This is a genomic window from Microcoleus sp. FACHB-SPT15 (assembly GCF_014849525.1).
GTDB classification, from domain to species: Bacteria; Cyanobacteriota; Cyanobacteriia; order Cyanobacteriales; family Coleofasciculaceae; genus Symplocastrum; species Symplocastrum torsivum.
Map to the genome: position 1 here is coordinate 1 of NZ_JACJNU010000064.1, position 20,061 is coordinate 20,061.

The 20,061-nt window shown below is 45.9% G+C and carries 22 protein-coding genes; 10 read left to right on the top strand and 12 right to left on the bottom strand.

The annotated features are described in order from the left end of the window. Nucleotides 1-244 precede the first annotated feature (244 nt). The 3 genes from H6F98_RS27155 to H6F98_RS27165 form a co-directional block, all read right to left on the bottom strand. Complete coding sequence (locus H6F98_RS27155; protein WP_192221855.1) at nt 245-1,015, bottom strand: PspA/IM30 family protein; 771 nt, start codon at nt 1,013-1,015, stop codon at nt 245-247. A 322-nt stretch (nt 1,016-1,337) separates the two neighbouring features. Beyond that, nucleotides 1,338-2,099, bottom strand: a complete 762-nt coding sequence (locus H6F98_RS27160; protein WP_192221856.1) for a PspA/IM30 family protein — start codon at nt 2,097-2,099, stop codon at nt 1,338-1,340. A 265-nt stretch (nt 2,100-2,364) separates the two neighbouring features. After that, complete coding sequence (locus H6F98_RS27165; RefSeq protein ID WP_192221857.1) at nt 2,365-3,744, bottom strand: SPOR domain-containing protein; 1,380 nt, start codon at nt 3,742-3,744, stop codon at nt 2,365-2,367. Nucleotides 3,745-4,015: 271 nt separating this feature from the next. Between H6F98_RS27165 and H6F98_RS27170 the strand changes: the two genes are divergently transcribed. After that, nucleotides 4,016-4,291: a DciA family protein gene (locus H6F98_RS27170; RefSeq protein ID WP_199348981.1), complete on the top strand. Its 276-nt coding sequence runs from the start codon at nt 4,016-4,018 to the stop codon at nt 4,289-4,291. A gap of 414 nt (nt 4,292-4,705) precedes the next feature. Further along, nucleotides 4,706-5,014 carry a hypothetical protein gene (locus tag H6F98_RS27175; RefSeq protein WP_192221858.1) on the top strand — a complete coding sequence of 103 codons (309 nt, stop codon included), beginning with the start codon at nt 4,706-4,708 and terminating at the stop codon, nt 5,012-5,014. A 160-nt stretch (nt 5,015-5,174) separates the two neighbouring features. Here the strand turns inward: H6F98_RS27175 and H6F98_RS27180 are convergent, their stop codons facing one another. Further along, entirely contained in the window at nt 5,175-5,312 is a 138-nt protein-coding gene (locus H6F98_RS27180) for a hypothetical protein (RefSeq protein WP_192221859.1), read from the bottom strand. Nucleotides 5,313-5,377: 65 nt separating this feature from the next. On the opposite strand from H6F98_RS27180, the gene H6F98_RS27185 reads away from it, so the two are divergent. Both H6F98_RS27185 and H6F98_RS27190 read left to right on the top strand, forming a co-directional pair. Further along, nucleotides 5,378-7,309: a metallophosphoesterase gene (locus tag H6F98_RS27185; protein ID WP_192221860.1), complete on the top strand. Its 1,932-nt coding sequence runs from the start codon at nt 5,378-5,380 to the stop codon at nt 7,307-7,309. Nucleotides 7,310-7,415: 106 nt separating this feature from the next. After that, nucleotides 7,416-8,042, top strand: a complete 627-nt coding sequence (locus tag H6F98_RS27190; RefSeq protein ID WP_192221861.1) for a Uma2 family endonuclease — start codon at nt 7,416-7,418, stop codon at nt 8,040-8,042. 155 nt (nt 8,043-8,197) lie between these two features. On the opposite strand, the gene H6F98_RS27195 is transcribed toward H6F98_RS27190, so the two are convergent. Continuing rightward, nucleotides 8,198-8,464, bottom strand: coding sequence for a hypothetical protein (locus H6F98_RS27195; protein WP_192221862.1), 267 nt, complete (start codon nt 8,462-8,464; stop codon nt 8,198-8,200). Continuing rightward, on the bottom strand, nt 8,412-8,753 hold the full coding sequence (locus H6F98_RS27200; RefSeq protein ID WP_192221863.1) for a DUF6972 family protein: 342 nt from the start codon (nt 8,751-8,753) through the stop codon (nt 8,412-8,414). Before H6F98_RS27200 ends, H6F98_RS27195 begins: the two co-directional genes overlap by 53 nt. A 165-nt stretch (nt 8,754-8,918) precedes the next feature. Here H6F98_RS27200 and H6F98_RS27205 point away from each other — a divergent pair, with 165 nt between their 5' ends. After that, nucleotides 8,919-10,370 (top strand): bifunctional orotidine-5'-phosphate decarboxylase/orotate phosphoribosyltransferase, encoded by a 1,452-nt coding sequence (locus H6F98_RS27205; protein WP_192221864.1) that lies wholly within the window; start codon nt 8,919-8,921, stop codon nt 10,368-10,370. Between the two features lie 11 nt (nt 10,371-10,381). Here H6F98_RS27205 and H6F98_RS27210 read toward each other — a convergent pair whose 3' ends face one another. Beyond that, nucleotides 10,382-10,990, bottom strand: coding sequence for a Uma2 family endonuclease (locus H6F98_RS27210; protein ID WP_192221865.1), 609 nt, complete (start codon nt 10,988-10,990; stop codon nt 10,382-10,384). 168 nt (nt 10,991-11,158) lie between these two features. Continuing rightward, nucleotides 11,159-11,875 carry a hypothetical protein gene (locus H6F98_RS27215; protein ID WP_242058721.1) on the bottom strand — a complete coding sequence of 239 codons (717 nt, stop codon included), beginning with the start codon at nt 11,873-11,875 and terminating at the stop codon, nt 11,159-11,161. Between the two features lie 43 nt (nt 11,876-11,918). Between H6F98_RS27215 and H6F98_RS27220 the strand changes: the two genes are divergently transcribed. Both H6F98_RS27220 and thiM read left to right on the top strand, forming a co-directional pair. Continuing rightward, nucleotides 11,919-12,566, top strand: coding sequence for a hypothetical protein (locus tag H6F98_RS27220; RefSeq protein WP_192221866.1), 648 nt, complete (start codon nt 11,919-11,921; stop codon nt 12,564-12,566). A 15-nt stretch (nt 12,567-12,581) separates the two neighbouring features. Then, nucleotides 12,582-13,388: a hydroxyethylthiazole kinase gene (gene thiM, locus H6F98_RS27225; RefSeq protein ID WP_192221867.1), complete on the top strand. Its 807-nt coding sequence runs from the start codon at nt 12,582-12,584 to the stop codon at nt 13,386-13,388. Between the two features lie 547 nt (nt 13,389-13,935). On the opposite strand, the gene H6F98_RS27230 is transcribed toward thiM, so the two are convergent. Further along, on the bottom strand, nt 13,936-16,896 hold the full coding sequence (locus H6F98_RS27230) for a glycerol-3-phosphate acyltransferase (protein WP_192221868.1): 2,961 nt from the start codon (nt 16,894-16,896) through the stop codon (nt 13,936-13,938). A gap of 178 nt (nt 16,897-17,074) precedes the next feature. Between H6F98_RS27230 and H6F98_RS27235 the strand changes: the two genes are divergently transcribed. Further along, a complete protein-coding gene (locus H6F98_RS27235; RefSeq protein ID WP_192221869.1) occupies nt 17,075-17,326 on the top strand; it encodes a hypothetical protein in 252 nt (83 codons plus the stop codon). Beyond that, nucleotides 17,323-17,583 (top strand): type II toxin-antitoxin system RelE/ParE family toxin, encoded by a 261-nt coding sequence (locus tag H6F98_RS27240; protein WP_192221870.1) that lies wholly within the window; start codon nt 17,323-17,325, stop codon nt 17,581-17,583. The genes H6F98_RS27235 and H6F98_RS27240 overlap by 4 nt, the downstream gene beginning before the upstream one ends. A gap of 65 nt (nt 17,584-17,648) precedes the next feature. On the opposite strand, the gene H6F98_RS27245 is transcribed toward H6F98_RS27240, so the two are convergent. Continuing rightward, on the bottom strand, nt 17,649-17,912 hold the full coding sequence (locus tag H6F98_RS27245) for a hypothetical protein (protein ID WP_192221871.1): 264 nt from the start codon (nt 17,910-17,912) through the stop codon (nt 17,649-17,651). 165 nt (nt 17,913-18,077) lie between these two features. Between H6F98_RS27245 and H6F98_RS27250 the strand changes: the two genes are divergently transcribed. After that, nucleotides 18,078-18,293, top strand: a complete 216-nt coding sequence (locus H6F98_RS27250; protein ID WP_192221872.1) for a hypothetical protein — start codon at nt 18,078-18,080, stop codon at nt 18,291-18,293. A gap of 82 nt (nt 18,294-18,375) precedes the next feature. On the opposite strand, the gene psbA is transcribed toward H6F98_RS27250, so the two are convergent. Beyond that, nucleotides 18,376-19,458 (bottom strand): photosystem II q(b) protein, encoded by a 1,083-nt coding sequence (gene psbA / locus H6F98_RS27255; protein WP_192221405.1) that lies wholly within the window; start codon nt 19,456-19,458, stop codon nt 18,376-18,378. A gap of 122 nt (nt 19,459-19,580) precedes the next feature. After that, the gene (locus H6F98_RS27260; RefSeq protein ID WP_396813626.1) at nt 19,581-19,943 is read right to left on the bottom strand and encodes a histidine triad nucleotide-binding protein; all 363 of its coding nucleotides are present in this window, start codon (nt 19,941-19,943) and stop codon (nt 19,581-19,583) included. Between the last annotated feature and the right edge of the window lie 118 nt (nt 19,944-20,061).

The following is a 20,061-nucleotide window of genomic DNA, read 5'->3' on the forward strand; positions in this document are numbered from 1 at the left end:
GCTTAAGAAAATCTAAAACTACATGGGTACAAAGCTGACGGGAACGATATCTCTATCTCAAGCAGAGCAAGCTCTTGCTTACTAAACAGTACATCTGTATGGGGGAACTTCAGTTTAGAAAGCTTAACGCTAGCTAAACAATCAAATATTGTAATAAGCGGAAAGGTCGCCCTTTCCGCTTAAGTCAGTGAAGTCTCAACAAGGTGTTTGATTGCAGGAAGCGTTATGACGAGATCGCTAACACCTAGATGTTGTCGATTTGCTTTCGGAGTGCTTCCAATTCCGCATCAACGGCTGAATCTGAGGAGGTGGTTGTTTTCTCTTCAGAGGCTGGCAAAGCTTGCTGTGAAACGGAACCGCCTGACAACTGCGCTTTCATCGCTGTCAACTCATCATCAACATCGCTACCGGATTCTAGTTGGGCAAATTGTTGTTCTAAGTCATTTCCCGTCAATTCATAGGCTGCCTGAGAACGAGCTTCCAATTCCATGACTTTTTCTTCCATCCGCTCAAAGGCACCCATTGCGGTGCTGGTGCCTAAACGCCCAACAGCGTTTTGCAGCTGCTCGTTGGCTTTGGCAGCACTCGCCCGTGCCTTGAGCATATCTTTCTTGGTCTTGGCTTCGGAAATTTTGCTTTCAAGAGCAATTAGATTCCGCTTCAGGGTGTCCACCTGACCACTCTGCTGCTCCAACTGACCTTTGAGTGAACCCGCTGTTTCGGCATTCGCTTTCTTACGAGTCAGTGCTTCACGCGCCAGGTTTTCATCTCCTTTTTGGAGTGCTAGTTGAGCGCGTTGCTGCCAGTTGTTGGCTTCTGTTTGGTTTTTGTTGTATTGCTGTTCGGTACGCTTTTGAGTAGCAATTGCCCTAGCAACCGCTTGACGCAGTTGAATCAGGTCTTCTTGCATATCAATAATCGCTTGCTCCAGAATCTTTTCTGGATCTTCAGCCTTACTAACCACATCGTTTAAATTGGCTCTGACGACTCTGCTAAGGCGATCAAATAATCCCATGACGCTTGTCTATCCTCTCGGAATGTATAAAGTAGGTGTAAAGCAGACTCGCTTTGCGTCAGTCTGCTGTGGTTGGGCTGAGGTTTAAGCAATGGATGTCCCGTCTCAAGTCTAAAGCGCTTCTTTGAATCATTTAAAACACTCATACCCAAGCTATCAAAACAGGACGCTGTTTAATCCAGTTTAAAAACTTCTAGCTGAAAAGTGCCAGATACTAACCAATTTCTCAAAGTGTCAACCGCAAAGCACTAAGTGAGTTTGAGAAGATTCCCCCAACGGGAGATGCCATTATCTTTTCCTCCGGCTTCCCCTGCTTTCTTCATCAAGCCCCATCAGTTTCGGAACGCAGTTTTTCAAGTTCTCCATCAATTTCATGATTTTTAACGGATGATGCCTGATTAGACGGTAATTTTGCGGGTTCTGTGCCTGCCTTCAGGTTGGCTTTCAGTGCGGCTAGCTCATTATCAACCTCACTGCCAGCTTCTAGAGCGGCATATCGTTTTTCGAGTTCATTGCTTCCCAATTCTTCTAGTGCTTCGGACTGGGCTTCGAGCTGCATCACTTTTTCTTCCATCCGTTCAAAAGCAGTCAAGGCATTACCCGTTCCCACATTGCCCAGCATTTCGTTAATTTTTTGGGACGCTTGAGCGGAGCGTGCTCTGGCAATATATAAGTCTTTTTTGGTTTTTGCCTCGGAGATTTTACCTTCTAACGCCCGCATATTTTCCTTCAGCTTGGTGACAACATCCGCTTCTTGCAATAGCTGCGATCGCATTGCTTTTGCTGTCTCTTGGTAGGATTTCCGTCGCGTTAGAGCTTCCCGTGCCAGGTTTTCATCACTATTGGAGAGTGCTAGTTGAGCGCGGTTGTACCACTCCTGCGCTGTCGATTCAGCTTGAGAGGCTTGTCGTTCCGTGCGTTTTTGGGTAGCGATCGCCTGCGCCACAGCCTGCCGCAGCTGAATCAAATCCTGCTGCATATCTTCTACAGCTTGCTCCAGAACTTTCTCTGGATCTTCCGCTTGCCCAACTAGACTGTTGAGGTTGGCGCGAATCACTCGCATTATGCGATCGATCAATCCCATGGCAGATCTCCATTCACGTTGCGGGTCGGGGGAATCTTTAACATCATGGTATCTCAGGGTCAAGACCCCGTTTAACTTTTGGATGAATTACTCAAGTTGATAGCTTCAAACCCCTGAATTTCCCATGGATGCTCTGCTATAAGGGCTTGAGCTTGCCAAACCCCGGCGACCGAATCAGGCTGTCACTGATTAACGGCATAACTCCTATAGGACTTACACAGCGAATCTACTTGTGGGGTGCGTTAAATAACGCACCCTACTACATCTAGGGACGATAAATCGAGGCAGAAATTCCTTGCTGCTGGAGTTGAGCAATCAGACTTTTTGCCTCGGCTTCAACCTTAAAGGCTCCCATCTGTACACGAGTACCTTGTGGGAAGTCCCGCGTATAGGCATCTGGAACAATTGTCCGGGCTTGCTGTAGCGCACTCTCACTACCATCGTTGAGCAACACGTAGTAGTAATTATCCTTAGATGGTGTGGCGTTAGCTGCTACTTGTACTTGAGAAGGAGACGCTTCTGGCTGCTGCGTTACAGACGGTGATGCAGGTGCCACAGAACTTTGTGTTCTTGCTTGTGGTACAGATGTGGGTGATGTTGGTACGGGTACAACGGATAGTGGCGGCGGCACAACTCCCGACTGTGCAGCAGGTGGTAGCAGTGTTGAAGATAAATCTGAAGAACGTCGAGGAGGCACTGGGCTAGGAACAGCGCTAGGAGCAACTGGTGTCGTCACAGGACTAGGCAAATCGGGAAGTGGGGGAATCGGGGCTGCTGAAGGTGTTGGTGGCGGACTAGCTTCTAATTGACTGAGGTTACTGATATTCACGTCAACGAATTCATCAGAAGCCAAATCAGGACCCTTCACAACGGGTGTCTCTTTCGCTACTTCGCTGTTCGTTACTGTTGTCTGTGTTGGGCTTTGAGCTATGGTTGCTGTCTTTTTCTCGGCGGATTTATTGAAACCCAGAATACCGAGGGTAGAGGGATTTGTAATGATGTAGGCAACTGTAGCGCTTGAAAGCAGTAACAGCAACACTGAGCCAACCCCCAATGGAGTCAGCAACCTATCCGTAAAACGTTTTCTTGGCTGATGAATATCGGCTTCTTCTTCCCCCAGACTCCGCAGCAATTGTTCTGAGGATTCCAGATAATCTTCTGGCTGTGCTGGCTCAGCGGCAAAATTGGCTAAATCGCCTTCAATATCGGCTGGTTCCCTAGGAGGAGTAAGTTGCTCATTCGCGCTTCCCTCAGTTGTCAGGGATGAGGCATTTTGTGGCGTTGTCTGTTGTGAGTTGGCATTCTGTTGAGCTATTGGCTCGTCTTGTGTCTCCTTTGGAGGGGCAGCATCTGGTGTCTGATTACCTAATGTTAGGGGAAATGGCATCAATTGCGAGGGAGGAAGCCTCCTCGATGCTGGTAGCGGCGGAGTTTGCTCTCCTCCCTTATCAACCGGAATCAACTCAATGGGTTTACGGCTTTGGTTACGACCTAAACCACGAGTCGGTGTGATTGGACGCCCTGAGCGTTGACGTCGGTAACGTGCTAGTTCTTCTTCTAGCTGTACATCAAAACTGCCGAGAGCAGCTTGTAAGGTGGGATTGATTGAGGGGCGTGAGGATTCAACTGGGGTGTTTTGGCTCATTATGAGGTCTTTAGGGTTAAGTTTTTGATTCAAATCCTGCAAAGGAGTTTCTCTTGCGTGACGCTCGCTGTCAGTTTTTTAATGGCTTTTGGGTTGTGATGCAATGGAGATAAGAAGAAAACTGGCTTTTTGCTATTGGTCTAGGATTTAGTGTAGATGCGCTGCCATCATATGAGATTGCTCCAAACGATAAGGCTCCTGGATGAGTATAAACAGGATTTAGGCTGAAATCTCTCAATAATATATTAGGTTCGGTCGAAAATCAGCCGCAGTGGCAAGAACCAAAACAACTTCAATACTTAATTCGCGGCTGGCTGAAATCGCGGGTAATGCAGTGGCGCAGCAGAGGCGATCGCACTCGTTCTCTAGAGATGTTCTTTATGTTGTCACGTCTAGCTCGGCTTGGGCACAAAACCTGAAATTTAAGCATCGTTCAATTTTGAAGAAGCTGAATGCTCGGCTATCTAGCCCACTTTGCTCCCAATACCATTGCCCCATACCGCTTGGAGAACTCAGCGCTGGACGGTTTGTAGCCTTTGTTCAGTAAAGGTAAAGGATTGGTAAGGTTACGCTCCTGACTGATTTGGCAAGATGAAAGCAAGTTTCTCTAAGAATTGTTCGTACTCCAGTTTTTTTTACTAACCATTGGTTTTAACCCAATTACTTGCCAAAACTTTAGTAACTTGCTATACATATTTCCTTGTGTTTTAGCTTGATCCCCATAACGTTTACGGATAAAACAGCATCTTTCTTCAGAGGCATAGTTAAAATTGTGTCTTTTCTTAAACACAAATGTATCTCTGTATAACAGAAAAATAAAGAAAATCTAAAACTATTATTTACTTCGGGGATCACTCTAACCTAGACAGGCTCAATGTTTGCTAGCTCTAAACTCCTAAATTAGGAAGTAGGAGAATTGAATGTGAAGAGGAGATGAAGATAATTCCTGAGAATAACTCCAATGAAGACATTAAATTTTCCAACTTCTGCCTGCCGGTATTGCCGCCATTACGATGTCGAGGGACGACGTGGAGGGACGTGTCAGCAACTCGGTGTATCGGTTAGGGGAAACTGGAAAGCGTGTTCTTTAGCCTTACCCCTGTTTACACCATCTTGGGAAAGCATTGAAGAGATTTTACAGGATGAAAAGCTGATACTAAAAGAGGCGTTTTCTGTAAATTGCTCACTTGGTAGCACTGAGGTAGCAGTCTCTGACGAGCAAACTATTTCTGCTTCTGTAAAGCTGACGGCTGACGTAGTACTTGTATAAACTTCGCTTTAGAAGGGTGAATAGGCAGGCTATCACTCATTGATTACTGCCTTAATGGTGAAACGGTTGAGGGCGATTGATGAACAAGAGTTGAAATCTGAAGTAATCATTGTTTAGGGTTGTAAGTTAATTGAACCTTAATCTTTAAAAACAGAAAAATTTAATCCAACCATTTCACTAAATCTTCAATAATTCCTAATCGCACTTCTACTTCAAAGCAGGTGCGATTTTTAATAGTAGGGTTAGTAATGTCTCCTCGGAAATTCACTAAAACAAGGAAGTGTATTCCAAAAGACATGACATCGTATCTCTGAATTGCTAGAGTGCGAACAACGATGTGCCTTTTTTTTTGGAAGACAAGAAATGGTCAAACGTCCAATCAGTCGTTCTCTCCTCATTGCGGCTGTATGTCTTGTCTTCATTGCCCTTGCCCCAATTGTTGTACTACTTACCAGGCAGCCAACTATGACATCTGCGCCCCAGTTGCTAACTGACCCATTTTTGCAGCTGCCAACAGAGACTTCAGTACGAGTGGTATGGTTTACGGAATTTGAGGGTTCCCGCCATAGTGTTGCCTATGGACAGGGACTCACCCGTAGTGCGATCGCAACAACAACCAAACTCAGCCGCACTCGCGAAGATCAGTTATCAAAAGTAGGGGAACAGACACAAGAAGGTCAGATTTACAAACAGCCAACGATGCGGGACATCTGGCGTCATGAGGCAGAAGTGACAGATTTAAGTCCTGGCGATCGCGTTCCCTATCGAGTGACGAGTGTGCAAGATAATGGACAAAGTGTAAGCAGTCGCCAATTTACCCTTGCGCCTACACCAACCTCACAAACACCACTGAAAATTTTACTGACCTCTGATCATCAACTGATGCCGATGACAGCGGCAAATATCCAGAAAGTTGCTCAAACCATTGGGAAAGTTGATGCCATTTTCTTCGCAGGTGACTTGGTTAATGTTCCCGATCGCGCCTCAGAATGGTTTGATGATAATCGCGGTGGTGCTTTCTTTCCCACTCTTCAAGGTCGTGCGAACTACAAACTGGACAAAGATGGTGTCAAAGCCTCCTACACAGGCGGTGCGTTGATTCAATATGCGCCACTATTTACAGCAACTGGCAACCATGAAGTAATGGGACGTTTTGACAAGGTTAGCAACTTAAACGAACAGTTTAACGACCCCTACCCTCGTGCTGTGGCAGAAGCTATCTATCAGAAAAATGCCAAGGAGTGGAATACTAGCAACAACCCAAACTTGCGCGAATTTTGGCTGAAAAACAATTCCTTTAATACCGACACCTACAACGAGATTTTCTCGCTACCCCAAGATAATCCAAAGGGACAGAATTACTACGCCGTGACCTTTGGGGACATCCGCTTAGTTGTCCTGTACATCACTAATATTTGGAGAACACCCAGTTTAGATGCTGAGGCAAGAGGTAGGTTTCAGGAACGGCAAGAAGACTTAAACAACCCCCTGAACTGGGGATATGGACAGCATATCTTTGAACCAGTAGGTCAGGGTAGCGCCCAATATAACTGGCTAGCCGAAGAACTCAATAGCGAAGCCTTCCAGCAAGCCAAGTACAAAATCGTGATGTTTCACCATCCCCCACATTCTCTGGGTGACAACATTGTTCCAGCTTATACTGACCCCGTGCAGATCGTTGAGCGGAATCCAGACGGAACAGTCCAAGCAGTACGTTATGAGTACCCTAGGGTGGCGGATTACATTATTCGTGATGTGGTGCCACGGCTAGAGGCATCGGGTGTGCAACTGGTATTTTATGGACACTCGCACGTCTGGAACCGCTTTATCAGTCCGAATGGGACACACTTCTTGGAAGCGTCGAATGTTGGTAATACCTATGGTGCTTTCACTGGTAACAAAACGCGATCGCTACCCACTGACAATAAGGCAGATTATGCAGCAATAGGTGACCCAAATGGTCTTGAACCGGTGATGCCGACGCTTGCGCCACTTCTGGGAGAAGACAATCAGCCACTACCTTATATAGCGAGTAACGAAGTCTCAGCGTTTAGCCTCTTAGACACAGGCACGGGTACAGTAAGCAGTTATCGCTTCAACACACTCCAGCCAGAATCAGAGGTTGTGAAATTTGATGAATTTAGAGTCGCTCAACCTATCAAATCAAGGAAAACATTTAGCAACGCTGTAGCGCTTGTTGCAATTATCACACTGATTCTTCCAATTCTAATCATTGCCGCATGGCTAATCGGGATTGAGCCTAAAGCCTTGGCAGACTCGACGTTGCCGCGATGAAGATACTTAAAAAGTAATTAGGAGTCGAGAATTGGGGTTTAGATGGGGTGCTTGAAGCTGGAATATAGTTGTAGAGCGTAGGAGTTTTGACGACGGAGTAATCTTCATGTACGCTCTCATTTCACGCGACAAAATTCAACTGCCACCGGGAACAGTTGTGCGAATGCTCGGTTCCTGGCAAGACTATCGTACTTTATGCGAAAGTCGGGGAGATTCATCCATTCCTCGGCTCAAGTACCGTCCTGGAGAAATCTTGCTGATATCCCCTCTACCCAAACATGGACGTGATGCCCATTTGGTCGCTAATGTAGTCACGGCTCTACTTGATGCCTCTAACCGCAACTATGAAGCTTTCACTCCGATCACAATGGAGTTGCCAGAAGAAGGTGGCATAGAACCAGATTACTGCTTCTATATCGATAATTGGCAAGCAGTAGTTGGGCGCGATCGCTTGGAGTGGGGTACCGATCCGTCTCCTGATCTCGTGATTGAAATTGATGTCACTACCTACACCGATGCTAACGATTATGCCCTGTATCAAGTGCCAGAGGTCTGGTTGCTAAAACGAAACCAACTTGCCATCTACGGTTTACAGGACAGCAAATACCAACTACAAGCTACTAGTCGCTACTTTCCTGACGTTGATTTGCAGGCAATTGTAGCTCAATGTTTAGAAGCGGCAAAGGAGCGTGGCACTGGAGTTGCCATCCGAGAGTTGCGCCAACGCCTGTAAGCGCGATGTAAGGAAGACGTTTAGCAATACTGTTGCACTTGTTGCGATTGTCACACTGATTCTGCTGATTTTAATCATTACGGATTGGCTCATCGGTATTGAGCCGAAAAGCATGGCAGACTCAATGTTGCCGCGATGAAGAGACTTAGGGTTGCCTACAACTCTGACGCTAAGAGCCGCCCTTCAACTGGCTCATATTCATCCTCTAACAACCATGTTTGAGCTTCATCATAGGTTGTACTACTAAACACGACTTTATAATCCTCAGCCGGATCATGTACAAGGTACCTCCCAGATGAATTACCTACTAATAACAAGATGTAGGGAGGAGAAAGCATCGGGTCAATCCAGACTTCAACAAAATTCCAGTCACTCTTGGCTGGGTCGAGTGCGCGGGATGGCGTGGTATCGATTTTCTGCATCAATTTTCACCTCTCCACAGAATAACGGAGTGCTTGAACCATCTTCAGGGTTAATTCGATAACCAATTGCTTCAGCAAAGAATAAGCTGTAACGCTCATATCCTCGAATGACCTGTGTAAACTCTCCTTTCTCTATGATGGCTTGAGCAACTGTCTCCATTGTGGTTTCATTGTTGAAAACGTGAGCAGATCTACCTCGTCTCAGCAACCGTTGTACTTGTGGTATGCCAGGTAAATGCTTAGCGATGTGTCTAGAATCGAGGATAATCTCACGCTCAATGCCACTCATGAACCTGCCAAATTGACTTTTCTGAGCCTATCACGTTGATTCATCAGAGGCGGTGCGTTAAGCGCGTTTGAGTTGAAAACAAAAACGGTATTCTTAACCTAACTACCAACGCTTTCCTCACCCCCCTGCTAAACGATAGGATGAGTTATCCTGCCGTGAAGACAGATGAACTTTCTTGAGAAACTGAATTTAGCGATCGCCCAAAATCAAAGCTTACTATTTGTGGGACTCGATCCAAATCCAGAAATGATGCCGAGGCGCTACTGTGAATCAGGCAGTAAAATCAGCATCATTGATAGCTTGTGGGACTGGCTACAATACCAAATCGCTCAAACCGCTGATTTAGTCTGTGCTTATAAACCTACTCTCGGTTTTTATGAAGCATTGGGTTCCCCAGGACTGGAACTGCTGCACAAGACTCTAGAGGCTATCCCTTCCCATATCCCAATTATTTTGGATGCAAAGCACGGTGACCTCAACACTAGCACTGTCTTTGCTCGAACTGTTTTTGAAGATTGGCAAGTCGATGCAATTACCCTCAGTCCTTATCCAGGACAAGACCATGTTGCATCCTTTTTAGTTCACCCAAATAAAGCGGTATTTGTCCTGTGCTGTACTTCTAATCAGGCAGCGATCGCATTACAGCAGTATCCCACAATTGACTCTCCGTTTTACTTACAAGTGGTGAAGGAAGCCAAAACCTGGGGAACTCCTGAACAATTAGGGCTAGAAGTGGGAACCACTAATGTAGATGTCCTAGGACGGATTCGTGCTGAGGCTCCTGAACGAGTTATCTTAGCACGTAGCATCTGGGCAGAGGGCGGCAGCGACCTCAATCAAATCCTGACAGTAGGATTGAATACCAATGGTAACGGTCTACTTATCCCAGTCCCCTTGGATATGTTAGTTAGCGAACATCCAGCCGAACAAATTGACTCCCTACGCCAATCCGTTAACCAAACTAGAAACCAGATTATTCGAGAAGGGTCTACCTGTGACCTATGGATGCCTGATGTTTGTTTGCTCAATCAGCATCCTTATCAAGATTTGATTTTGCAACTGTATGATATCGGTTGCATCTTGTTTGGCGAATACGTCCAAGCCTCAGGGGCGACATTTCCCTACTACGTTGACCTGCGTAAAATCATCTCTAACCCCCAAATCTTCCATCAAATCTTAAGCGCCTACGCGGATATTCTCAAAACTCTCAACTTTGATCGCATCGCTGGTATTCCCTATGGTTCATTGCCAACAGCGACTGGTTTAGCGCTGCGCCTCAATCACCCAATGATTTTTCCTCGCAAGGAAGTCAAAGCGCACGGGACTCGCCGCGTGATTGAAGGCAACTTCCATCCAGGAGAAACGGTAGTGGTGGTTGATGACATTCTTATCAGTGGCAAAAGTGTAATGGAAGGTGCAGACAAGCTTAAATCAGCTGGATTAAAGGTCGAGGATATTGTGGTGTTTATGGATCATGAACAAGGAGTCAAGGATAGATTGAAAGCGAATGGCTATCAGGCGCATTCGGTATTAACCATTTCTGAAATTACCGAAACGTTGTATCAAGCGGGTCGGATTAATGAGGAGCAATTTAAGGCACTGGCGGAAAGCCATTAAGCGATCGCGTATTACTCCCCTGCGCTAAAGATCTGCTGTACTGTCAAGTTCAACTGTGGAAACGTGCGTGATTCAATTCGGTCATTTCCCCTAAACTGCTGACAAGAGTATTCGCCTTTGACTAACTGGTAAACACTCAAGGTAGGTTGTTTTTGGTTACCAATGTAACGCTTGCCGCCTAATCCTAGATAGTCTGCAATCCAATATTCTTGGATACCCATCGTCTCGTAATCTTCTAGCTTCCGGGCGTAGTCATTTTCCCAGTTAGTACTGACGACTTCCACTACCAAGGGTATAGATGTTCCTTGAGTGAGCGTTGCTGCTTTTTTCCACAGAGGCTCACTCTTAAGAGCATTGTGGTCTACGATAAGCACATCCGGTAGATAACCCGTCTCCCAACTCGGTGCTTTAACTAATGCCCGTGTGGGGAAGCGGTAGGGCAATCCCTCTCTTGTAGCTTCCAGAATCAGTTGTCTGGAGAGAAATTCAGTAACTTCCTCGTGTTTACCTGTTGGTTGCATTTCTACAACTTGCCCATCAATGAGTTCGTATCGCCCATCCTCTGGATACCAAGTAATGAACTCGTCAAATGTTACCTGTTTCGATATGGCTTGAATCATGGTCATCGCTCCTTTCCCCATTAAGCCAAGAGTAACTTATACGATTATCTACAGCAGATATAGCAGCAAACCCTCAGCTATCAGCTTTTTGGTTTTCCTTGCTTCTTTTGAGTTTCACACACCTGGCGTTGTACCTCATTCATCCAACTGAGAACCACTATAAGTTACTTAAGCACGAAGAGGTAAAACAGCAACAACCTCTCTATCTTCCATATACCACTGGCTTTCGTGAATGTATTTAACGTCACTGACTTCAAGTTCTCCATAAACCTCATTTTCTGAAGTCCGAACTAAATCTTTAAGTTCAGTAAAACACTGATAGCCAACTGGATCGAGAATGCGTCCTAAAGAGATATGCCCAAGATTCGATTGCTGCAACGATGCCCAAGGGAGTTTCTGGCGAAGGCGATCGCGCAATTCATCAAATTCTCCATAACCTTTGACGATGATTGTCCCATCGGTTGTGATTAAGAATCCTCGATAGGAGATTCTAAAACAAGGTTGATGACACACCACTTCTCTCAGAACATCTGGAGTTTTTCGCAGACAATCTTCTGTAACGTCTTCATCCGGTCGTTTGATAATGAAAAGTTCCCAATGATAATTTTGGGGGAGAACCTTGTAAAATCGTGTATTTGCTGTAAATCTTTCACTTATCTGCTGAGTAAGAGTTTGAAAATTTTGGGTTAACTGATTCGGGAGAGGTAGCCCAACAACAAGAGTCCAGACTTCAAATCTTCTTGGAATAACTTGTTTTGTTTCTAAATGGAAAAGATTACGAGAACGAGTCAGTGAATCAACAGAAAAATCTGAAAGTTCTTCAAGCTTGTTTTGAATTTGTTGATAGCGTCCCTCTAATTCCATATAAACTAGCAGTTTAGGCAAATGTGCATATTACTTGTCTATCCTACTTGGAACTATTGAGTTCATGGCTTTTTCAATTTCCCTCGAACAGGAACTCGCACGGTGGAACGAGGTCATCCGAAATTACCCGAATGACCCTAAAGCTTACATTCGACGAGGCATGGTCAACTTCAAACTCGCTAATGTTTCAGAATCCATTCAAGATTTTGACCAAGCAGAGAAGCTTGACCCAACTGTCTCACCTTATCTGTGGCAGCGCGGACTATCGTACTACTATGCCGAAAGATTTGAGGAAGGCGCAGCACAGTTTGAGTTGGATCTAAATGTAAATGCTCAAGATGTCGAGGAAACCGTCTGGCGATATCTCTGTATCGCTCAAGTTAAGGGTACGGTAGAAGCGCGACAAGCCTTGTTAGCCGTTAAGAATGACCCACGACCGATTATGAATAGCGTGTATGACCTGTATGGGGGAAATTGTACTCCAGAGGATGTCCTTGCTGCGGGAAAGAAATATGGCAGACATGGCAGGTTTTACAGTCATCTCTACATCGGTTTGTACTATGAAGCCGCGAAAGACTTAGGGCTAACTGATGAAAGCAGCAGCACTTTGCGATCGCGTTTTTATATCCTCAAAGCCGCTAACGAATACAAGCTTGATGATTATATGTGGTATCTAGCTTGCGTACACAAAAAATTACGAGGCTGGCACTAAAAACTATTAGTACTTATGAACATTAACCCAGATACGATTTGGGATGACCTTCAAACAATTCGACAAACTAATCCTCTCATCCACAACATCACTAACTACGTCGTGATGAATAATACGGCGAATGCCCTCTTAGCATTAGGCGCTTCACCCATCATGGCACACGCGATAGAAGAGGTAGGAGATTTAGTGAGGATTTCTAGCGCATTGGTCATCAATATAGGTACGTTGAGTGAAGCCTGGATAAAAGCGATGCAAAAGGCAATGCTTTTTGCTCAAAAACTCAACAAACCAATTGTTTTTGACCCAGTTGGTGTTGGTGCTACGAGTTATCGAACAGCAACAACTCAGAAACTTTTTGAACTAGTTCCACCAACTGTGATTCGGGGTAATGCTTCTGAAGTTTCTGCAATTTTGGGAACAGAAGCTGTCTCTAAAGGTGTCGATAGTACCCAAGAATCGGAAGCAGCTGTAGCGGCAGCAAAGAGGCTCTCTCAATCTTATAAATGTACGGTAGTAATTAGTGGAGCCAAAGATTATATCATCAAGGCTAACCAAGTCATAAAGCTAGAAAATGGTCATCCCCTGATGACAAAAGTGACAGGTATGGGTTGTACCTCAACAGCGATAATCGGAGCGTTTCTAGCCGTCAATTCAGATAGCTTAATCGCAGCAACTCATGCTATGGCAGTGATGGGAATCGCAGGTGAGCTGGCGGCAGAAAAAGCGGCTGGTCCTGGTAGCTTACAGATGCACTTTTTAGATGTACTCTACAGTTTGAAAAAATCTGATATTGAAGACAGATTACAGCTAAGCACAAATTGAAGCGTTACCTTTGAGAATACCAGTGAATCAACTACCCCCAAAAACTCAGTGAACTCGGTAAAGGTACCGAGTTCACGCTTAGACTTATTCAACAAAAAATCCAACTAAGGTTTACAGATGCTCACAGCTTCAACTAATCAGACTTGTGTATTCCTCCATTCCTAATTTTTAAGGGTGGTTTGGCTCTCTGTTTTAACAGTTTTGCTAGCCTCATTGCTGGGTCCAAGCTTTGGGAAATTTTCACCAATCTGTTAAAACACGCGCCGTCCGCTTCTAATCTCTACTACCAAGTTAAAGTAAGCTGTAAGAGGCTCAGGGTGGGAGGCACAGCCCTGAATACCGATTTCTTTATGTGCCTATCTTTAAGTTAGCAGGACTTTTGAAAGAAGGCGAGAGTTGTTTAAAGAAGTTTATTTAACTTAAGCTGTCCTTACAGATTGATTGAAGAGGAAGAAGATCGATCGCTTCTCTACAAATCGTTGGCTTGAGATCGTTCCATCTGTAGCACCTAGAATCAGTCCTGTAGTGAACAACCTGAAATCTTGAATTACAAGATTTCGACAATGCCTCGCTGACCATCAATCCGCACTCGCTGACCATCTCGTAGCAGTTGGGTCGCATTCTGGATATCCATCACGGCAGGGATGCCATACTCCCGCGCCACAATTGCACCATGAGAAAGCCGTCCACCCACTTCAGCGATTAAACCACCAGCACGCGCTAGTAGTGGTGCCCAACCAGAATCTGTGTAAGGCACGACAAGAATAGTTTGTCGGTCAATGTGGGTAACGGCTTGCAAGTTGGTCAGAACCTTTACCAAGCCCTCTACTTGCCCCGCACTGGCACCAATTCCTTGCAGTTGTTGAGCTGAGTGGGATGAGGCGGAGAAGGTAAGGGGAGAGGGAGGCTCATTGCCATAAAACAGAGAAGGTACACTGGCTAGTTGGTGGTGCTGTTCGAGTTGCGATCGCCTTTTTTCCACGATTTGAGGCAGTTTTTCTCGCAGTTCCTGGTCTGCATCGGCAATTAGACGACGAATTTCTGAGAACTCTAAGAAAAAAATATCTCCAGCTTCGGAGAGTAAACCCGATTGTTGCCAGCTTGTTTCTAACGCGACAAAGCTGTAGCGTAGGTGTGCCAACAACTGGGAATAAACCTCTGTGACTCGACCCTTAAGGTTTAGTCGTGCCTGTACTAACTGTGCCTTCCAACTCTGGTCAGTTGGTTGTGCTGACGGAGGTGGTGGATAAGAAAGAAGCTGAGTGAATAATTGCCGAACAGGTCGGGGGTCTTCTTTCCAGGTAGAAACAGCAATATCGGTTGCGACTTCGCTGAGGTAACCATAGTGGTCAAGAAACTGGTCAAACTGTTCCAAAATGCTTTGACCATCTGGGATTTCTGCCAGATTAGCAAAGAGAGCTGCCCCACTTTCATAAACATCGGGTGAATGGCGTAGTAAGTGGCGAGTATCCTCTGCTAGCCGTGTAAGTGATCGCAAACTGGCAACCTCCGGTGTCTGGCTATTATCCAATTCCGTATCCTGAACCCGTAATATTGCTTGCCGAAGTGAAAGACTCAGAGGAGCAAGAATACTGTAGTAGGTTGCTCGCTTCAACTGCTCCAAAATTCCGTCTACTCGTTCTAGGATTGCTGTTGGAGACAGGATAGATACAGGTTGAGTTGTTAGTTGGCTGAGGATAGGAGCAAATTGCTTTTGGTAATCCGACTCAAAATCCGTTTCTAAACTCCATTCTCGACCCAACAGCCGCAATAACCCTGGCAGATTTTGCAGAGTAGAACGGGTCGGTGGCTTGGAGAACTTTGCTCCCCTGGTCAAAAATTCCAGGCTTTCCGGTGGCAAACCCATGCGCCGAAAAATCTGCCCTAGTAGTGTGGCATTGAAGTAGGCACGGGAATAGTGCAGTGTCGCTGTTTCATTAAAATCCAATCCCTGCGCTCTTGTCCCTAAAACAACGGTAAAAATCTCTCCCCACACGCCACAAGTCAGGGGACGATTAATCGACCAAGTGAGAGGTCGAATCAAACCAGGAATGACCTCCGCCGCAATCTTGCGTGTCCAAATCGGTTGTAGGGTAGTTATCGGTCGTGCTTGCAGTAGCCACAACTGCTGACCGTCATAACTCCATTCAATATCTTGAGGAATGCCGTGGTAGCGGTCTTCCAACTGACGTGCTAGAACAGCTACTTCCTGAATTAATGCCGGGGGTAAATCACCACTCCCTTCAATTTGAGCAGTGGGTAGGGGGGAGTCGGGAGTAGTGGAGGAATCCCCATTAGTTTGGAGTTTTGATTCCTGGAGATACACTTGGTAGTGGTCTGGTGTGACTCGACCGGATACCACCCTTGTTGCGTCTCCTGGTAATCCCTCAATTACTACTGCGTCACCTTGTTGGGAAATTGGGTCACGGCTGAAGGCAACACCCGAAAAAACGCCTTGGACTTGTTTTTGAATCAGCACTGCCATTGAGTCTTCTGGCGATTTGCTTTGGACTCGCTTAGCTTTAGAGGGATTCCGCAGGAGCAAGTCACGCCGATACTGAACGGCGGTAGGGTCATGGTAGGAAGCCAGGACTTGAGTAATTGCTTCTTGCAATGCAGGTCTACTGGTAACATTCAAAATGCTTCGATATTGTCCTGCGGCTGATGCTTCCTCTGAGTCTTCCCCAATCGCTGAAGACCTCACAACCAAAGGTTCAAAGTCAGATACAGGAAGGTATTTGATTAATGGTTCCGGGTCATCTCCGGGTGGTAGTACCCATCCAGTCGCTACTGAGTAACCCCAGCCCTTAAGTTGAGATAGAGTAGCCGCTTTTTGTCCAACTTTGCTGGAATCTAGCTTAGAGTCAAGAGAAATAATTGCCCGTTCGCCTCGAAAAAAACGAAACATTTGTTGAGATTCTGCCTTTCCTTCCTTTGAGGGAAGGTCTAAATCATCAGGAATTTTTTGATAAATCCAAGCCAGTACTCCACCCAATGCGATCGCGGCAACAATTCGGGCAGGGTCTTGGGGGTGTAAGAGTGCCAAGATTAAGGGTAATAAAATAAGGACACCGAAACGTCCGCTAGTGCGATTGCGGAAAATAGTAAAGCCAACTCCACCCATTAAAAATACAAACAACGCCGCAACCCAGTCATGAGCTATGATGCCCCAGACAACATTAGTTGTACCTGCTCCTTTGCCAAGTTGGTAACGACCCATGACTAAAGCAATCAGAGCAATCAACTCCCATGCTGGTTCAGTGGGAAAGAAGTAACGCGCTAGTAAAACGGCGGCAATTCCTTTTGCTGCCTCCGATAAAACAGCCAAAATGCCAACCCAGCGTCCACCGTGGTAAAAGGCGGCTGAGACTGAAACATTGCCAGTACCCACTTGTGCTAGCCGTCGCCGGGTTAGAGCATAAGTAATCCAGGAAATCAGGGGGAGTCCACCAAGAAGCGGACAGACGGTAAAGATGAGCAGAGACCCCCAAACCTGTGTTAGCGTCATGGACTCCTCGAATTGCTTAATTTTTCTTTCATCCTACAACTGGCAAGTTAGGGTGAGGCTCATTATTGCCAACGTCGCCGTCAATATGATTAAGGTAAGAAGTAGCGGCTAGTGCGACGCGATCACTCTTTTGCTTGCAAGTGTGATCACTAGTTAAAAAGCAAATTAGAGGTAGACCATGACTCTAGAAACGGTTAGACTGCAAATTCCTTTTGAATCATTAGTAGACGCGATCTCATCACTAGGACTTGAAGAAAAGCGCAGACTTTGGCAACTGCTAGAGGAAGAAATTGCCCAAGCAGAAGAAGATTTATTAGAGGAAGATCCAACTATTCAAGCTGAAATCGAGGAAGCTCGAACTGCGTACCAGACAGGAGACTATCAAACTATTGAAGAGTACATGGCTAATCGGTCTGGGAAAACTCCATGAACTATACAGTAATTGTTCCCAAACCTGTACAAAAACAACTTGATAACCTACCAGATGATACGCGCGATCGCATTCTTGAGAAGATTGTGCTATTGGCTGAAAATCCGCGTCCGGAGGGAGTTGTCAAGCTAAAAGGCTATGACAATGAATATCGCATCCGCATTGGTGACTATAGGGTGCGATATGAAATTGACGATGAAGAGTCTATCGTTGTATTGCTTCACTGCAAACATCGGAAGGATGTTTATAGGAACTGATAGGGTGATCGCATTCATAATTGGCCGCTAAAAAGCGATCGCTCTTTACTCATAAGCTACCTCAATCACTTCTCATCTACGACCGACTCATCATTATTGCTGTCAATCGTTCCATCCAGAATACTTTTGAATAATTCATCAGGGCTAACACCCCGTTTTTTCGCTATATATTCCAGCATTTTTTCAATTTCAGCTTTTCGCTCTCTAATCCGAAAGCTGATTATTCCCGCCGCTTGAGTTGACTTGCTGCGATTGTTCAGCCAAGCCCAAACGCGAAGCCAATCATCATCGTGTTCACCTAATGGCGGTAGTGTGATTCTTTTTGGCATACTTCTATCGCATCGCTAATAATTCCTCTATACTGATGCTGTATAGATGCCAGTTAGATGCAAATTGCATAAACTGGTAAAATTCAGATAAAGCTAGAAGCCAGTGCGTCCCGTGGAAAGTTCTGCACTGGCTTTGGCTCCCATCTCAAAGGAGACAAGTTAATTATGCCTTACAAAGATCGCCTAAATGGGTGGTTGGTTGTTCGTTTGCTTACCAAAATGCAATGGGTCGTCGTTGGTCGCTTCCGTAGACATTCTGATGCAGAGGGACATTTGCAGGCTCTTCGTCGCCTCATGCCTGACGCTCAATTGGTGATTGTGTTTGACTGCGATGTGGATGAAACGCGATCGCAACATTTAGCGATTAGCAAAGCAAAATAGCATCTCTGTTTCCAAACCAATCACAAAAACAAAAAGCGCCCTCTTTTGGAGAGCGCTTTATTTGTTATCTAGGTGCTAAGAATTAGCCGTTGATAACTGGAGCTGTCAGAGCAACCGGAGTCGCTTCACCAGCAGCTAGGTCTAAGGGGAAGTTGTGAGCATTACGCTCGTGCATGACTTCCATACCCAGGTTGGCGCGGTTCAACACATCAGCCCAGGTGCCAATCACACGACCCTGTGAGTCGATGACTGACTGGTTGAAGTTGAATCCGTTCAGGTTGAACGCCATCGTGCTGATACCTAGAGCGGTGAACCAGATACCGATGACAGGCCAAGCCGCGAGGAAGAAGTGCAGTGAACGGCTGTTGTTGAACGAAGCGTATTGGAAGATGAGACGACCGAAGTAGCCGTGAGCCGCAACGATGTTGTAGGTCTCTTCTTCTTGTCCGAACTTGTAACCGTAGTTCTGGCTCTCGGTCTCGGTTGTTTCACGTACCAGTGAGCTGGTTACCAAGCTTCCGTGCATTGCACTGAAGAGTGAACCACCGAATACTCCAGCAACACCTAACTGGTGGAACGGGTGCATCAGGATGTTGTGCTCAGCCTGGAACACGAACATGAAGTTGAATGTTCCACTGATTCCCAAAGGCATTCCATCAGAGAAGGAACCTTGTCCGATTGGGTAGATGAGGAATACTGCTGTTGCTGCTGCTACAGGTGCGCTGTAAGCTACGGCAATCCAAGGACGCATCCCTAAGCGGTAGGAAAGTTCCCACTCACGTCCCATGTAGCAGAATACGCCGATGAGGAAGTGGAAGATTACGAGCTGGTAAGGACCACCGTTGTAGAGCCACTCGTCTAAAGAGGCAGCTTCCCAAATTGGGTAGAAGTGTAAGCCGATGGCGTTAGAAGAAGGAACAACTGCACCGGAGATGATGTTGTTTCCGTAGAGTAAGGAACCAGCAACAGGCTCGCGGATACCATCGATGTCTACGGGGGGAGCAGCGATGAAGGCGATGATGAAGCAAGTGGTAGCGGCTAGCAGTGTTGGAATCATCAACACGCCGAACCAGCCTACATAGAGGCGGTTGTCGGTGCTGGTTACCCAGTTGCAGAACCGTTCCCACACGGAGGCGCTGCGTTCGCGCTGTAATGTGGTTGTCATTGGTTTATTAGTGCTTTGTTTTGATGTTTTTGCAGAGGTTTGATGTCTGCGTATAAATACCTTAACTCCTTTATTTCGTTTTGTAAAGTTCTTAAAGGAAATTTCAGATTTTGGGCATTACCTTAACCGGGTGGCCATTTCATGTGGCGTCCACCCAAGATGTGTAAATGTAGATGGTCAACGGTTTGACCGCCATCGACACCATTGTTAATCACAACGCGATAGCCATCTTCCAGACCGACTTGCTCTGCAACACGCTTGACGGTTAAGAGGAGATGTCCCATCAAGGCGTGGTCTTCCGATTCGGCAGCCGCCAATTGAGGAATAGGCTTTTTGGGAATTACGAGAATGTGAATAGGTGCTTGCGGGGAGATGTCTTTGAAGGCAAGTACTAAGTCGTCCTCATAAACAATGTCCGCTGGAATTTCGTGACGGATAATTTTGCTAAAGATAGTTTCGCTCATGCTGCTCTTTCCAAATGGCATTGATTGCAGTTACTCAGGCTGCTAGGTGCAATTCTACGTGGTGAGCGTCTGGGAAGAAACTAAATACAGTAATTTCCCGGTTAAATTGCCAAGATTGCAAGCACTATACTCACAAGTC